Below are 15,661 nucleotides of genomic sequence, written 5' to 3' on the forward strand. Positions count from 1 at the left end.
ACGGCGATCACCGGCGACGGGAAATCTTCAAGCCGACCTTAGGGCCGCCAACGCCTCGGCCCAGACCGCTTGATCGCGGGCCTCGCCGGGCTGTTTCATCTCGGCGAACCGGATGATTCCGGCGCGGTCGACGACGAACGTGCCGCGGTTGGGGAAACCCGTGTCGGAGTTGAACACCCCGTACGCGGCGGCGACCGCTCCATGCGGCCAGAAATCGGCCAGCACCGGGAACGTGAACCCGCTCTGGGTGGCCCAAACCCGGTGCGTTGGGGGCGGACCCACCGAGATTGCCAGCGTGGCGGTGTCGGCGTTCTGGTAGACGGAAGGGTTGTCGCGGATCTCGTCGAGCTCGCCCTGGCAGATGCCGGTGAACGCCAGCGGAAAGAACACCAACAGCACGTCTTTGGCGCCGCGGAAGTCGCCGAGCCGCACCTGTTGACCGTTCTGGTCCTTCAGTGTGAAGTCAGGGGCCTCAGTTCCCAGGCCCAGCACTACCGCTGCTGTCTGCTCTTCGCGCAAGCGCTCATCGCCTGCCGTCTGCTCTTCGCGCAAGCGCTCATCGCCTGCCGTCTGCTCTTCGCGCAAGCGCTCATCGCCTGCCCGCCGCTTTCGACTTCGGCTGCACCAACCGGCTGGCGCTCCAGTCGCCGAGGTTGGCCGACGACGTCTGCATCAACCCGGCCGTCGGCGCCGACTCGGCGATCTCGGCCGGCAGCACATGGCCCGGTTTGCCAGTTTTGGGAGTCAAAACCCAGATCACGCCGTCATCGGCCAGCGGGGTGATGGCATCCATCAGCCTGTCGACCAGATCGCCGTCATCGTCGCGCCACCACAGCAGCACGACATCGACGACCTCGTCGGCGTCCTCATCGAGGAGCTCACCGCCGCACGCGTCTTCGATATCGGCCCGGATGTCGTCGTCGACGTCGTCGTCCCAGCCCAGTTCCTGCACAACCTGATCTTTTTGGATGCCCAGCCGTTGGGCGTAGTTCGGGGCGTCCGCCGCCGCGACCACCGTCGGTCCTCCTTCAACTGCTCGCTCGATCGTCCTATCGTCGCACGACCGAGTCTTCTAGCGGTGCCTGGTGCGGAAAGGTTTATCGATATGCGGCATCACAGAGGTCGAGCGCCGTCGTCTTGACGTCGTTCAACTTGGTCACCGCGGCGTTGAACTCGTCGGGTCCGTAGTTGCCTGCGATGGCGTTGGCCACCCCCCGGGCGGCGTCCACCCAGGCGTTGAGGGCGTCCCGGAGCTGGGGCGTCAGCGGCTCGCTGATGCTCTGGGCGACCAGGTCCGCGCTGTGGTTGAGCGAGTCGACGGCCGGCCCGGCCTTGGCCGCCGCATCCGGGGCGCTGTCGTTGAAGGCCTTCACGTAGTCGTTGACCGCGGTGATCGAGTCGACGCTGCTGGAACTCAACGCCTCACACGAGGTGTGCACCGCCTCGGTGGACAACGATTCCCGGCGCTGCGACTCCTTCGAGCTGGACGAGGACGCCGACTCCTCGATCGACGCCGAAACCGATGCCCGGTACACCGGCGCGTCGCCGGCGTTCACCGTCGGCGAGCCGTCGGTCACCGAGGTGCAGCCGACAACGATTATGGCCAGACCCGCCAGGCTGCCGACCACCTGGGCGACAATTCGCAGCCGCGGCCCCCTCACCGGCCCTCCCGTCTGCACAACCTGCAGACGTTACCGGGTCAACGGCTGATCGGCGGTTCATTCCACTAGGCACCACCGGCGGTGCACGTGGGGCACGATGGGGGGACGATAGGGGTTGTGCGAGACCTATACCTGGAACCGAGGAGCGCAAGTTGACCACCGAGTTCGCGCGCCAAGACCTGGCCCAAAACTCCGGCACCGCAGCCGAACCCGACCGGGTACGGGTGATCCGCGAAGGCGTTGCCTCCTACCTGCCCGACATCGATCCCGACGAAACCAGTGAGTGGCTGGAATCGTTCGATCAGTTGCTGGAACGGCAGGGCCCTGCGCGTGCGCGCTATCTGATGCTGCGCTTGCTGGAGCGCGCCGGTGAGCAGCGGGTGGCCATCCCGTCGCTCACCTCCACCGACTATGTCAACACCATCCCGACCGAGCTGGAGCCGTGGTTCCCCGGCGATGAGGAGATCGAGCGCCGCTACCGCGCGTGGATCCGGTGGAACGCTGCGATCATGGTGCACCGCGCTCAACGGCCGGGAGTTGGTGTGGGCGGCCATATTTCGACATACGCCTCCTCGGCCGCGCTCTACGAGGTCGGCTTCAACCACTTCTTCCGCGGCAAGTCGCATCCCGGCGGTGGCGACCAGGTCTTCATCCAGGGACATGCATCGCCGGGCATCTACGCGCGCGCGTTCCTCGAGGGCCGGCTCACCGCCGACCAACTCGACGGCTTCCGCCAGGAGCACAGCCACCCCGGCGGAGGCATCCCGTCGTACCCGCATCCGCGGCTGATGCCCGACTTCTGGGAGTTCCCCACGGTGTCGATGGGTCTGGGGCCCGCGAACGCGATCTTCCAGGCACGTTTCAACCACTACCTGCACGACCGGGGCATCAAAGATACCTCCGATCAGCACGTCTGGGCGTTTCTCGGGGACGGCGAGATGGACGAGCCGGAGAGCCGCGGGCTGATCCAGGTAGCCGCAAACGAGGCACTGGACAACCTGACCTTCGTGATCAACTGCAACCTGCAACGCCTCGACGGTCCCGTCCGCGGCAACGGCAAGATCATCCAGGAGCTGGAATCGTTCTTCCGCGGCGCAGGCTGGAACGTCATCAAGGTCGTGTGGGGACGCGAGTGGGACGCACTGCTGCACGCCGACCGCGATGGCGCGTTGGTCAACCTGATGAACACCACGCCCGACGGGGACTACCAGACGTACAAGGCCAACGACGGCGCCTACGTGCGCGATCACTTCTTCGGCCGCGATCCGCGCACCAAAGCACTCGTCGAGAAGATGAGCGACAGCGAGATCTGGAACCTCAAGCGCGGCGGCCACGACTACCGCAAGGTCTATGCGGCCTATCGCGCCGCCACCGAGCACAAGGGTCAGCCGACGGTGATCCTGGCCAAGACCATCAAGGGCTACTCGCTCGGCGCGCACTTCCAGGGCCGCAACGCGACCCACCAGATGAAAAAGCTTGCGCTGGAAGACCTCAAGCAGTTCCGCGATGCCATCCGCATCCCGATCAGCGACGATGACATCGAGAAGAACCCCTACTTGCCGCCGTACTACCATCCGGGGCCCGACGCACCCGAGATCCGCTACATGCTCGACCGCAGGCGGACGTTGGGCGGCTTCGTGCCGGAGCGGCGCACCAAGTCGAAGGCGCTGACGCTGCCGCCGCGTGACATCTATAAGGCATTGAAGAAGGGCTCCGGCAAGCAAGAGGTGGCGACCACCATGGCGCTTGTGCGTACCTTCAAGGAACTGTTGCGCGACAAGAATATTGGGCCGCGGATCGTGCCGATCATCCCGGATGAGGCGCGGACGTTCGGCATGGACTCGTGGTTCCCGAGCCTGAAGATCTACAACCGCAACGGCCAGCTGTATACCTCCGTGGACGCGGAACTGATGTTGGCGTACAAGGAAAGTGAAGTCGGCCAGATCCTGCACGAGGGCATCAACGAGGCCGGCTCGACGGCGACGTTCACCGCGGCGGGCACCTCGTATGCCACCCACAACGAGCCGATGATCCCGGTTTACATCTTTTATTCGATGTTCGGCTTCCAGCGCACCGGCGATGGGCTGTGGGCCGCCGCGGATCAAATGGCCCGCGGTTTCGTGCTGGGCGCCACGGCGGGGCGCACCACTCTCGTCGGCGAGGGGCTGCAGCACGCCGACGGCCATTCGCTTCTGCTGGCGTCCACCAATCCCGCTGTGGTCGCTTACGATCCCGCGTTCGCCTACGAGATCGCCTACATCGTCGAAAGCGGCTTGGCCCGCATGTACGGCGAGGATCCGGAGAACGTCTACTTCTACATCACGCTGTACAACGAGCCCTACAAGCAGCCCGCCGAGCCGGAGGGACTGGACATCGAGGGCCTACTGCGCGGCATCTACCGCTACCGGCCCGCGCCGGAGAAGAAGTCGAAGCAGGCGCACATCCTGGTGTCCGGGGTGGCGATGCCGGAGGCGCTGCGAGCGGCCGACTTACTGGCCGACGAGTGGGATGTCGCCGCTGATGTGTGGTCGGTGACGAGCTGGGGCGAGCTCAACCGCGACGGCGTCGAGATCGAGAAGGAAAAGCTGCGTCATCCCGACCGGCCGGCGCGGGTGCCCTACATCACCCAGGTGCTCGCCGACACCCGCGGACCTGCCGTGGCGGTGTCGGACTGGATGCGCGCGGTGCCCGAGCAGATACGGCCATGGGTGCCCAACACCTACGTGACGCTGGGCACCGACGGCTTCGGGTTCTCCGACACCAGGCCGGCCGCTCGGCGGTACTACAACACCGACGCCGAGTCGGTGGTGGTGGCGGTGCTCGAGGCGTTGGCTCGCGACGGCGAAATAGACGATTCGGTGGCCGCCGAGGCAGCCGACAAATACGAGGTCGACGACGTGCTCGCTGCGCCGGAGCAGACCTCGGACCCCGGGGTCGCCTGACTCGCTGCCTTCTTGGAGGATTCCACCAGAAATATGGGGTAGCTTTTAGGGATGACCGACAATCGGTACGTCCCGCCCGCCTCCACACTCGAGGTGCTCGAGACGGTGCCCGAATCGGTGTTGCGTCGGTTGAGCCAGTACTCGGGGCGGCTGGCCACCCAGGCGGTCCACGTGCTTGAGGAGCGGCTGCCGTTTTTCGCCGACCTGGAGGCTTCGCAGCGGGCCAGCGTTCAGCTCGTAGTGCAGACCGCCGTGGTCAACTTCGTCGAGTGGATGCGCAACCCCAAGGGCGACGTCAGCTACACCGCGCAGGCCTTCGAGGTGGTGCCGCAGGACCTCCGTAGACGCATCGCGCTGCGGCAGACCGTCGAGATGGTGCGCGTCACGATGGAGTTCTTCGAGGAAGTGGTGCCGCTACTGGCCCGCTCCGAAGAACAGCTGACCGCGCTGACCGCAGGAATTCTGCGCTACAGCCGCGACCTGGCGTTCGCCGCCGCAACGGCCTACGCCGACCAGGCCGAGGCGCGGGGCGCCTGGGACACCCGGATGGAGGCCAACATCGTCGACGCGGTGGTCCGCGGCGACACCGGGCCCGAGCTGCAGTCGCAGGCCGCCGCGCTCAACTGGGATGCCACCGCGCCGGCCACCGTCATTGTGGGTATGCCGCAGCCCGACCGCATCGACCTGGCCAGCGACGACGTCCACGACGTCGTCGTCAGGCACGGACGCTCGGCGCTGTCGGACGTGCACGGCACGTGGCTGGTGGCGATCGTGTCCGGGCCGATGAGCCTGACGGACAGGTTTGTCGCCGAGCTCGTCGACGTCTTCGCCGACGGGCCGGTGATCGTCGGGCCCACCGCCCCGACCCTGTCGGCGGCCCATTGGAGCGCCACCGAGGCGATCGCCGGGATGAATGCGGTCGCGGGCTGGACCGGCGCCCCCCGCCCGGTGACGGCCCGCGAGCTGCTGCCGGAGCGGGCATTGCTGGGCGACGCGTCGGCGGTCGCCGCGCTCGAGACCGAGGTGATGAGACCCCTCGGCGACGCCGGGCCCGCGCTGACGGAGACGCTGGATGCCTATCTGGACTCAGGTGGTGCGATCGAGGCCTGTGCCCGCCGACTGTTCGTTCATCCAAACACCGTCAGGTACCGGCTCAAGCGCATCGCCGACTTCACGGGCCGCGATCCCACCGTCCCGCGCGACGCCTATGTGCTGCGCGTGGCCTCGACCGTGGGACGATTGACCAGGCAGGCGTACCTTTCCGGCCAGTCAGCCACGGGGGGTCGAGAAGGGTAACAGATTGCGGGTCTATATCGATGGTGTCCCATCACATGCTGTTTTGTGGGGACTCCACAAAAAGATAAGACGAGGTTCATAATCTCTTACACCGCGCAGATCCGTTCCCACAGTGTTTTCTTAAATACGTGCTCGCATTGCTTGCTCCCGGACAGGGATCGCAGACCCCCGGCATGCTCGCCTCGTGGCTTGAGCTGCCCGGTGCGGCCGACCGTGTCTCCGCATGGTCGCAGGCCACCGGTCTCGACCTGGCCCGCCTCGGCACCACCGCGACGGCCGAGGAAATCACCGACACCGCGGTGACGCAGCCGCTGGTCGTGGCGGCGACGCTGTTGGCCTGGGAAGAGCTCACCAAGCGCGGCCTGCTGGCCGGACGCGACTTCATCGCAGCCGGACACTCCGTCGGAGAGATCGCGGCCTACGCCATCGCCGGCGTGATCTCGAGCGACGACGCCGTTGTGCTGGCGGCGACCCGCGGCGCTGAGATGGCCAAGGCCTGCGCGCTGGAGCCGACGGGCATGTCGGCTGTGCTCGGCGGCGACGAAGCCGAGGTCGTCAGCCGGCTGGAGGCGCTCGACCTGGTGCCCGCCAACCGCAACGCGACCGGCCAGATCGTCGCGGCGGGCAGCCTGACCGCGCTGAGCAAGCTCGCCGAGGATCCACCCGCCAAGGCCCGTGTCCGCCCGCTGGCCACCGCCGGCGCGTTCCACACGCACTACATGGCGTCGGCGACCGAGGGCTACGCCGCCGCCGCCGAGAGCGTCGCCACCAGCGAGCCGACCGGTAGGCTGTTGTCGAACGCCGACGGCAAGCCGGTCGCCTCGGCGTCGGATGCCATGAGCAAGCTGGTCGCTCAGCTGACCCGGCCGGTGCGCTGGGACCTGTGCACGGAGACGCTCCGGCAATCAAACGTGTCCGCGATCGTCGAGTTCCCGCCCGCCGGGACGCTCGCCGGAATCGCCAAACGCGAACTGAAGGGCACGCCGACTCATCCGGTTAAGACCCGCGCTGACCTGGACGGGCTGTCTGAGCTCTAAAGGTGTGACGCCCGGCATTCGTTGGGTGTCAGTGACAACCGAATAACTACGTAATCGCAGTAACACAACCAATTAGAAGGAGCCATTGTGCCCGCCACTCAAGAAGAAATCATCGCCGGTCTCGCCGAGATCATCGAAGAGGTCACCGGTATCGAGCCGTCGGAGGTCACCCCGGAGAAGTCGTTCGTCGACGACCTGGACATCGACTCGCTGTCGATGGTGGAGATCGCCGTGCAGACCGAGGACAAGTACGGCGTGAAGATTCCGGACGAGGACCTCGCAGGCCTGCGCACCGTGGGTGACGTCGTCTCCTACATCCAGAAGCTCGAGGAAGAGAACCCCGAGGCTGCCGCCGCGCTGCGCGAGAAGATCGAAGCGGATCGCGCGTGAGCAGGCCTTCCACTGCTAACGGCGGTTACCCCAATGTTGTGGTAACCGCCGTCACGGCGACGACGTCGATCGCGCCGGACATCGAGAGCACGTGGAAGGGCTTGTTGGCAGGCGAGAGCGGCATTCGCGTCCTCGAAGACGAGTTCGTCACCAAGTGGGATCTTCCCGTGCGGATCGGCGGCCACCTCAAGGAGGCCGTCGACGACCACATGGGGAGGCTGGACCTGCGGCGCATGTCGTATGTCCAGCGCATGGCCAAGCTGCTCGGTGGGCAGGTCTGGGACGCCGCCGGTACCCCGGAGGTCGACCCCGACCGGTTCGCAGTCGTTGTCGGCACCGGCCTCGGTGGCGGCGAGAAGATCGTCGAGACCTATGACCTGATGAACGAGGGCGGGCCCCGCAAGGTGTCCCCGCTTGCCGTCCAGATGATCATGCCGAACGGTGCCGCCGCGGTCATCGGCCTGCAGCTCGGTGCCCGTGCCGGCGTCATGACGCCGGTGTCGGCCTGCTCGTCGGGCTCGGAAGCCATCGCCCACGCGTGGCGGCAGATCGTCATGGGCGACGCCGACATCGCTGTCTGCGGTGGCGTCGAGGGCGGCATCGAAGCGCTGCCGATCGCGGCGTTCTCGATGATGCGTGCCATGTCGACCCGCAACGACGACCCGGAGGGCGCCTCGCGTCCGTTCGACAAGGACCGCGACGGTTTCGTGTTCGGTGAAGCCGGCGCGCTCATGGTCATCGAGACCGAGGAGCATGCGAAGGCACGCGGCGCCCAGCCGCTGGCCCGGCTCATGGGTGCCGGTATCACGTCGGACGCCTTTCACATGGTGGCGCCGGCAGCCGACGGTCTGCGCGCGGGTCAGGCAATGAAGCGGTCGATGGAACTTGCGGGCCTGTCCGCCAAGGACATTGACCACGTCAACGCCCACGCCACGGCGACCCCGATCGGTGACACTGCAGAGGCGAACGCGCTGCGGGTCGCCGGTGTGGAACACGCCGCGGTGTACGCGCCGAAATCGGCGCTCGGCCACTCCATCGGTGCAGTGGGCGCACTCGAGTCGGTGCTGACGGTGCTGTCGCTTCGCGACGGCGTCATCCCGCCGACGCTGAACTACGAAACACCGGATCCAGAGATCGATTTGGACGTCGTCGCGGGTGAGCCGCGATACGGCGACTACAAGTACGCCATCAACAACTCGTTCGGATTCGGCGGACACAACGTGGCACTTGCCTTCGGCAAGTACTGAGGTGTTCGGGGAAAGGAAGCACCGCAACGAGATGACAGGGTTAGCCACGGGGAATGGTTTCCCCAATGTCGTCGTCACCGGCATGGCCATGACGACTGCCCTGGCTACCGATGCGAACAGCACGTGGCAGAAACTGCTCGACGGGCACAGCGGCATCCGCACGCTCGAGGATCCGTTCGTCGAGGAGTACGACCTCCCGGTTCGCATCGGCGGTCACCTTCTCGAGACCTTCGAGGATGAGCTGACGCGGGTCGAGCTGCGTCGGTTGTCGTATCTGCAGCGGATGTCGACGGTGTTGAGCCGGCGGGTCTGGAAGGACGCCGGCGAGCCCGAAGTCGATCCGAAGCGGTTGATGGTGTCCATCGGTACTGGAATGGGCTCCAGCGAGGAACTGCTCTTTGCCTACGACGGCATGCGGCAAAAGGGTCTGCGGGCCGTCTCCCCCCTCGCCGTTCAGATGTACATGCCGAACGCGGCTGCGGCCGCAGTCGGTTTGGAGCGCAAGGCCAGGGCCGGAGTCATCACTCCTGTCTCGGCTTGCGCCTCCGGCTCCGAGGGCATCGCGCACGCGTGGCGCAACATCGTGCTAGGCGAAGCCGACATGGCGATCTGCGGCGGCGTCGAGACGAAGATCGAGGCGGTGCCGATCGCCGGCTTCGCGCAGATGCGAATCGTGTTGTCCACCACCAACGATGACCCCGCCGGTGCGTGCCGTCCGTTCGACAAGGACCGCAACGGGTTCGTGTTCGGCGAAGCCGGCGCGCTGATGGTCATCGAGACCGAGGAGCACGCCAAGGCGCGCGGTGCCACCATCTACGGGCGGATCATGGGCGCCAGCATCACCTCGGACGGCTACCACATCGTGGCGCCGGATCCGAATGGCGAGCAGGCCGGTCACGCGATGACACGCGCGATTCAACTCGCGGGTCTCAAACCCACTGATATCGACCATGTCAACGCGCATGCCACCGGCACCAGCGTCGGCGACGTGGCCGAGGGGCAGGCGATCAACAATGCGATGGGCGGACACAAGCCCGCGGTGTACGCGCCGAAATCCGCGCTCGGCCACTCGGTGGGCGCGGTGGGGGCCGTCGAATCGATCCTGACCGTCTTGGCACTCAAGAACGGTGTCATCCCGCCGACGCTCAACCTGAAAAACCAGGATCCGGAGATCGACCTCGACGTCGTCGCCGGCTCACCGCGACCCGGCAACTACAACTACGCGATCAACAACTCGTTCGGATTCGGTGGGCACAACGTGGCGCTCACCTTCGGGAAGTACTGAAGCCCCGATAATCCGGCCCGACAGGAGGTTTCGATGACGATCACGGTCCCCGAGGCAGTCGGCGAATCGACCGACCCCCGCGATCCGCTTCTGCGCCTGAAGAACTTCTTCGACGACGACTCCACATTGGAGTTCCTCCACGAGCGTGACCGCTCGGGTGTGCTCGCCGCCGCAGGAACGGTCAACGGCGTGCGGACCATCGCGTTCTGCACCGACGGGACCGTGATGGGTGGGGCGATGGGCGTGGAAGGCTGCGCCCACATCGTCACCGCTTACGACACCGCCATCGAGGAGCAGAGCCCGATCGTCGGCATCTGGCACTCCGGTGGCGCCCGCCTCGCCGAGGGCGTACGGGCGCTGCACGCCGTCGGTTTGGTGTTCGAGGCGATGATCCGGGCGTCGGGCTACATCCCGCAGATCTCCGTCGTCGTCGGATTCGCCGCGGGCGGCGCCGCTTACGGCCCCGCGCTGACCGACGTCATCGTGATGGCGCCGGACAGCAGGGTTTTCGTCACCGGACCTGACATCGTGCGCAGTGTCACCGGCGAAGACGTCGACATGGCGTCGCTCGGCGGTCCCGACACCCACCACAAGAAGTCCGGCGTGTGCCACATCGTCGCCGATGACGAGCTCGACGCCTACGCGCGTGGCCGTCGGCTGGTCGGATTGTTCTGCCAGCAGGGCCATTTCGACCGCAGCAAGGCCGAGGCCGGTGACACCGACCTGCACGCGTTGCTTCCCGAGTCGGCGCGCCGCGCCTACGACGTGCACCCGCTCGTCGAAGCGCTGCTGGATGCCGACGCGCCGTTCGAAGAATTCCAGGCCAAGTGGGCGCCGTCGATGGTGATCGGCCTTGGTCGGCTGGCCGGGCGCACCGTCGGTGTGCTGGCCAACAATCCCCTCCGGCTGGGCGGCTGCCTGAATTCCGAAAGCGCCGAGAAGGCAGCGCGTTTCGTGCGCCTGTGCGACGCGTTCGGTATTCCGCTCGTGGTCGTTGTCGACGTGCCCGGCTATCTGCCCGGTGTCGACCAGGAGTGGGGCGGCGTCGTGCGGCGCGGCGCAAAGCTGTTACACGCGTTCGGTGAGGCCACGGTTCCCCGCGTGACGCTGGTGACCCGCAAGATCTACGGCGGCGCTTACATCGCGATGAACTCGCGTTCGCTCAACGCCACCAAGGTGTTTGCGTGGCCGGACGCTGAGGTCGCCGTCATGGGCGCGAAGGCCGCCGTCGGTATTCTGCACCGCAAGAAGCTGGCCGCCGCATCCGACGACGAGCGGGAGGCGCTGCATGAGGAACTCGCCGCCGAGCACGAGCGTATTGCTGGCGGCGTCGATTCCGCCATCGAAATCGGCGTGGTGGACGAGAAGATCGACCCGGCCCACACCCGCAGCAAGCTGACTCAGGCCCTGGCCGAGGCGCCCGCACGCCGCGGACGTCACAAGAACATTCCACTGTAGGTTTAATCAAGAACGACCGCGGTGAATCCTCGCTTCCGTAATGTGGTTAGCGGCCCATCCCGTCGGGGGACAACCTGGGCCCCGCAACGGAGTGAGGAGCACACATGTTTGGCATCACTATTCGCCGTGGAGTCGCAGGGGTTGTCGCCGCCGCAGCGTTCACCGGACTTGCCGGCGCCATCGCAGTGCCGACGGCATCGGCCGACGCTGACTGTACGGTGTCCGGGCTGAGCAACGCCATCGGCGAGGTCGGGTCACAGACCGGCGCCTGGTTCGCGAACCATCCGGCCGCAAACAAGGCCGTCACCGACGCCGGCAATCAGGGCGGAGGGGCCGAGGCTGCCATCCGCAACTACTTCGTCGCTCATCCCAGCGAGTGGGCCGAATTGCAGCGCATCGCTTCCCCGCTGCGCAACCTGCGTCAGCAGTGCGGATCGAACGTAGCGCCCGCTGACATCGCGCGGCTCTACGACGCGATGGCCTCATAGCCGGGCCGAGGCGATCGGCGACGCCGAATTGATGTAGGGCTAAGTAGATCCCGTACCGACTCCGAGCATCTCCTCTGCGACAGTCAACACGGCGGCCCTGTCGGCGTCGACCAGCCCGATGCGCGTGCGGCGGTCGACGATGTCGTCGACCGCCAGCGCACCCTCGTGCGTCACGGCGTATTCGAATTCGGCGCGGATCACGTCGATGCCATCGGCCACCGGATCGGTGGGCCGCTCACAGGTGGCCGTGGCGATGACGTTCGAGGCCTCGGCGCCGAACCGCGCCACCAGTGATGGCGGCAGGTCGGTGGGAACGGGCTGTCCCGTAACGGGATTCGACGGAGCGCCGACGAGCGGAAGGTTTCGGGTTCGGCAACCGCGCCCATCCAGTCTCCGCAGCGCGACGGCCTTGTCGAGGACGTCTTCGGCCATGAAGCGATACTCGGTCAGCTTGCCGCCGATCACGCTGATTACGCCGGACGCCGATTCGACGACGGCGTGCTCCCGCGACACGTCGGCAGTCCTGCCGGCACCGGTGTCGATCAACGGGCGCAGGCCGGCGTAGGCGCCGATGACGTCGTCACGGCCGAGGGTGGTTTCCAGTGCGGTGTTGACGGTGTCGAGGAGGAAAGCGATCTCGTCCGAGGTCGGCTCGGGGACATCGGGAATTGCGCCAGGGGCGTCCTCGTCGGTCAGACCGAGGTACACCCGGCCCAACTGCTCGGGCATCGCGAACACGAAGCGGTTGAGTTCGCCGGGAATCGGGATGGTCAGCGCCGCGGTCGGATTGCCGAATGCGTTGGCGTCGAACACGAGATGGGTGCCGCGGCTGGGCCGCAGGCGGATCGAGGTGTCGACCTCGCCGGCCCACACCCCGCTGGCGTTGATGACCGCCCGCGCGCGGACGTCGAAGGACTCACCGGTCAATTGATCGTTAAGGCACACCGACGTGCCGGTGGCATGTGAAGCGGCGACACGGGTGAGGATGAACGCGCCGTGCTGGGCCGCGGTTCTCGCGACGGCCGCGACCAGGCGGGCGTCGTCGATCAACTGCCCGTCGTAGGCGAGGAATCCGCCCAACAGGCCGTCGCGTCTGACCGCGGGCGCCATGTCGACCGCTCGGCTCGCGGAGATCCGTCGTGATCGCGGCAGCGTTTCCGATCGGGTGCCCGCCAGGCGGCGCAGCGCGTCACCGGCGAGGAACCCGGCTCGCACCAGCGCTCGCTCTGCGCCGCCCATCGCGGGCAGCAGCGGCACGAGTTGCGGCATCGCGCTGACGAGGTGAGGAGCGTTGCGCGCCATCAGGATTCCGCGTTCGACCGCGCTGCGCCGCGCGATACCGACGTTTCCGGTGGCCAGGTACCGCAGCCCGCCGTGGACGAGCTTGGAAGACCAGCGGCTGGTGCCGAACGCGAGGTCGTGCTTCTCCACCAGGGCTACGCTCAAGCCGCGTGACGCCGCGTCCAGCGCGATCCCAGTGCCGGTGATCCCGCCGCCGATGACGACGATGTCGAGCGGTCCCCCGTCGGCCAGGATCGCGAGCTCGCGCGACCGGCGGGCTGCGTTGAGTGCGGCCGGGTTCGTCACGGCTTGAGGTATCCGTCCAGGCAATGGGCGAGTTCCACGGCGAGCGCATCGGCGTCGAGGATCGGAACGACGATCTGGGCGGACTGGATCGTCGACTGGGTGATGAGCAGACACATCGCGGCCAGCTGCCGCGGATCGCCCGGCCGCACACTGCCGTCCCGCTGCGCCTCAACCAACTCGCGCGCGACCGCATCGATGAGGATCTGCTGGCTGGTGCCCAGCCGTTCGGCGATGTACACCATCGCCAGGTCGGGCGCGGTATGGAACACCGCCATCACAACGTCGTCCTGCCGCAGCCGCTCGGCGACGCCGACGATCCGCTCGACGATCGCTTGCCGGCCCCAACCGCGCGACGGGACTTTGTTCAGCGCACCGACGATTCGGGCCGTCAGCAGCGCGGCCAGCAGGGCGCGGGTGTCGGGCCAGCGGCGGTAGATGGTCGGCCTGCTCACGCCCGCGCGGCGGGCGATCTCGGCGAGCGTTACCCGGTCCACGCCGTAGGCGAGCACGCAGCTGGCGGCCGCGTTGAGAATTCGGTCGCCGACATCCGGCGCCGTATCGTTACTGATTGACAGCATCTGTAATACTGTAACGCATGATGAAGTGGGACGCATGGGGTGACCCGGCGAAGGCCAAACCGCTCTCCGACGGGATTCGCAGCCTGCTGTCGCAGGCGCTGGGCATTGACACCTCACCGCTTCCGCAGCTGGAGCCCGATGTGGTGCGGCTGCGACCCTCGGCCCTGTCGCAGGCCGACCGCGACGCGTTCGCCGGCGTAGTCGGCGCCGACCATTGCGGTGTCGACGATCAGGCCAGGCTGTTGCGCGCGGGCGGCAAATCCACGCTCGACCTGCTGCGCCGGCGCGACACCGGAGTCCAGGACGCCCCCGACGCCGTGCTGCTGCCCCGTGACGAGGACGAGATCGCGGCGATCCTTCGGGTGTGCGAGGAGCGCGGCATCGCCGTCGTCCCCTTCGGCGGCGGCACCAGCGTCGTCGGCGGCCTCGACCCGCTGCGTGGAGAGTTCGCAGCGGTCATCTCGCTGGATCTGCGCAGGCTCAACCGACTGCACTCGCTGGACGAGGTCTCCGGAGAAGCCGTCCTCGGTGCGGGTCTGAAGGGGCCGGAGGCCGAACGCTTGCTCGGGGAGCGCGGGTTCTCCCTGGGGCACTTCCCGCAGAGCTACCAGTTCGCGACGATCGGCGGGTTCGCCGCGACCCGGTCCTCCGGGCAGGATTCGGCGGGCTACGGGCGATTCAACGACATGGTCCGCGGCCTGCGCGCCGTCACCCCCGCTGGTGTGCTCGACCTCGGTCGTGCCCCGGAGTCCGCCGCGGGCCCCGACCTTCGTCAACTGCTGATCGGCTCCGAGGGCGTGTTCGGCGTCATCACCCGCGTGCGCGTGCGTGTGCACCCGGTCCCGGCGACCACCCGGTATGAGGCATGGTCGTTTCCTGACTTCGCCACTGGCGCCGACGCGCTGCGCGCCGTCGCCCAGACCGGCACCGGCCCGACCGTGCTGCGGCTGTCCGACGAGGCGGAAACCGGCGTAAACCTGGCGACCACCGAGAGCATCGGCGAGGACAGCATCACCGGCGGCTGCCTCGCGATCACGGTGTTCGAAGGGTCGCAGGAACATGTCGCAAGCAGACATGCCGAGACCCGGGCACTGCTGCAGGCCATGGGCGGCACGTCGCTGGGCGAGGCGCCTGCGCACGCATGGGAGCACGGCCGCTTCGATGCGCCGTACCTCCGTGACTCGCTGTTGTCGGCAGGCGCACTGTGCGAAACGCTGGAGACGGCCACCAGCTGGTCCAGCATTCCCGCGGTGAAATTCGCGGTGACTGAGGCGCTGACGGCCGCGCTGGCCGAAAGCGGCACGGCAGCGCTTGTGCTGTGCCACATTTCGCATGTGTATCCCACCGGCGCATCGCTGTACTTCACGGTGGTCGCCGCGCAACGGGGAAACCCGATCGAGCAGTGGCGCAGCGCCAAAGCCGCCGCGTCAGACGCCATGATGCGCACCGGCGCGACCATCACCCATCACCATGCCGTGGGTGCCGATCACCGGCCGTGGATGCGCGAGGAGGTCGGCGAGCTCGGCGTTAGAGTGCTGGCTGCTGTCAAGGCGACGCTGGATCCGGCGGGAATCCTCAACCCGGGCAAGCTGATTCCATGACAGCGCGCACGCGAGGAGCATGATGACAGCGCGCACGCGAGGAGCATGATGACACCGCGCACGCGAGGAGCATGATGACAGCGCGCACGCG

The 15,661-nt window shown here is 67.1% G+C and carries 14 protein-coding genes; 9 read left to right on the top strand and 5 right to left on the bottom strand.

Features of this window, described 5'->3' with window-relative positions:
• Window positions 1-27: 27 nt before the first annotated feature.
• The 3 genes from A5651_RS15335 to A5651_RS15345 form a co-directional block, all read right to left on the bottom strand.
• Window positions 28-492, bottom strand: a complete 465-nt coding sequence (locus A5651_RS15335) for a peroxiredoxin (protein ID WP_066982501.1) — start codon at window positions 490-492, stop codon at window positions 28-30.
• Window positions 493-589: 97 nt separating this feature from the next.
• A complete protein-coding gene (locus A5651_RS15340; RefSeq protein ID WP_066982273.1) occupies window positions 590-1,015 on the bottom strand; it encodes a DUF3052 domain-containing protein in 426 nt (141 codons plus the stop codon).
• 82 nt (window positions 1,016-1,097) lie between these two features.
• On the bottom strand, window positions 1,098-1,661 hold the full coding sequence (locus tag A5651_RS15345; protein ID WP_231988698.1) for a hypothetical protein: 564 nt from the start codon (window positions 1,659-1,661) through the stop codon (window positions 1,098-1,100).
• 152 nt (window positions 1,662-1,813) lie between these two features.
• Between A5651_RS15345 and aceE the strand changes: the two genes are divergently transcribed.
• From aceE to A5651_RS15385, 8 genes are all read left to right on the top strand, one after another.
• Window positions 1,814-4,603: a pyruvate dehydrogenase (acetyl-transferring), homodimeric type gene (gene aceE / locus A5651_RS15350; RefSeq protein WP_066982276.1), complete on the top strand. Its 2,790-nt coding sequence runs from the start codon at window positions 1,814-1,816 to the stop codon at window positions 4,601-4,603.
• Between the two features lie 51 nt (window positions 4,604-4,654).
• Window positions 4,655-5,899 (top strand): CdaR family transcriptional regulator, encoded by a 1,245-nt coding sequence (locus tag A5651_RS15355; RefSeq protein ID WP_066982278.1) that lies wholly within the window; start codon window positions 4,655-4,657, stop codon window positions 5,897-5,899.
• A 128-nt stretch (window positions 5,900-6,027) separates the two neighbouring features.
• Entirely contained in the window at window positions 6,028-6,936 is a 909-nt protein-coding gene (locus A5651_RS15360) for an ACP S-malonyltransferase (protein ID WP_082943788.1), read from the top strand.
• An 87-nt stretch (window positions 6,937-7,023) separates the two neighbouring features.
• The gene (gene acpM, locus A5651_RS15365) at window positions 7,024-7,326 is read left to right on the top strand and encodes a meromycolate extension acyl carrier protein AcpM (protein ID WP_066982284.1); all 303 of its coding nucleotides are present in this window, start codon (window positions 7,024-7,026) and stop codon (window positions 7,324-7,326) included.
• Window positions 7,323-8,573 (top strand): 3-oxoacyl-ACP synthase KasA, encoded by a 1,251-nt coding sequence (gene kasA / locus A5651_RS15370; RefSeq protein WP_066982286.1) that lies wholly within the window; start codon window positions 7,323-7,325, stop codon window positions 8,571-8,573. Before acpM ends, kasA begins: the two co-directional genes overlap by 4 nt.
• A 31-nt stretch (window positions 8,574-8,604) precedes the next feature.
• Entirely contained in the window at window positions 8,605-9,858 is a 1,254-nt protein-coding gene (gene kasB / locus A5651_RS15375) for a 3-oxoacyl-ACP synthase KasB (RefSeq protein WP_066982507.1), read from the top strand.
• Between the two features lie 33 nt (window positions 9,859-9,891).
• A complete protein-coding gene (locus A5651_RS15380; RefSeq protein ID WP_066982289.1) occupies window positions 9,892-11,316 on the top strand; it encodes an acyl-CoA carboxylase subunit beta in 1,425 nt (474 codons plus the stop codon).
• A gap of 104 nt (window positions 11,317-11,420) precedes the next feature.
• Window positions 11,421-11,804, top strand: coding sequence for a hemophore-related protein (locus tag A5651_RS15385; RefSeq protein WP_066982292.1), 384 nt, complete (start codon window positions 11,421-11,423; stop codon window positions 11,802-11,804).
• A gap of 39 nt (window positions 11,805-11,843) precedes the next feature.
• Here A5651_RS15385 and A5651_RS15390 read toward each other — a convergent pair whose 3' ends face one another.
• Both A5651_RS15390 and A5651_RS15395 read right to left on the bottom strand, forming a co-directional pair.
• Window positions 11,844-13,391 (bottom strand): glycerol-3-phosphate dehydrogenase/oxidase, encoded by a 1,548-nt coding sequence (locus A5651_RS15390; RefSeq protein ID WP_066982295.1) that lies wholly within the window; start codon window positions 13,389-13,391, stop codon window positions 11,844-11,846.
• A complete protein-coding gene (locus A5651_RS15395) occupies window positions 13,388-13,969 on the bottom strand; it encodes a TetR/AcrR family transcriptional regulator (RefSeq protein ID WP_066982298.1) in 582 nt (193 codons plus the stop codon). Before A5651_RS15395 ends, A5651_RS15390 begins: the two co-directional genes overlap by 4 nt.
• Window positions 13,970-13,989: 20 nt before the next feature.
• Between A5651_RS15395 and A5651_RS15400 the strand changes: the two genes are divergently transcribed.
• On the top strand, window positions 13,990-15,570 hold the full coding sequence (locus A5651_RS15400; protein WP_066982510.1) for an FAD-binding oxidoreductase: 1,581 nt from the start codon (window positions 13,990-13,992) through the stop codon (window positions 15,568-15,570).
• Window positions 15,571-15,661: the final 91 nt, after the last annotated feature.

The organism is Mycobacterium sp. 1274761.0, assembly GCF_001668615.1.
In the GTDB taxonomy this organism is placed as follows: Bacteria; Actinomycetota; Actinomycetes; order Mycobacteriales; family Mycobacteriaceae; genus Mycobacterium.

What these genes read in the sequence shown, in the direction of transcription:
- A5651_RS15355 (WP_066982278.1), top strand. Translation starts at nt 4,655, where the DNA reads ATGACCGACAATCGGTACGTCCCGCCCGCCTCCACACTCGAGGTGCTC.
- kasB (WP_066982507.1), top strand. Translation starts at nt 8,605, where the DNA reads ATGACAGGGTTAGCCACGGGGAATGGTTTCCCCAATGTCGTCGTCACC.
- A5651_RS15380 (WP_066982289.1), top strand. Translation starts at nt 9,892, where the DNA reads ATGACGATCACGGTCCCCGAGGCAGTCGGCGAATCGACCGACCCCCGC.
- A5651_RS15385 (WP_066982292.1), top strand. Translation starts at nt 11,421, where the DNA reads ATGTTTGGCATCACTATTCGCCGTGGAGTCGCAGGGGTTGTCGCCGCC.
- A5651_RS15395 (WP_066982298.1), bottom strand. Translation starts at nt 13,969, where the DNA reads ATGCTGTCAATCAGTAACGATACGGCGCCGGATGTCGGCGACCGAATT.
- A5651_RS15400 (WP_066982510.1), top strand. Translation starts at nt 13,990, where the DNA reads ATGAAGTGGGACGCATGGGGTGACCCGGCGAAGGCCAAACCGCTCTCC.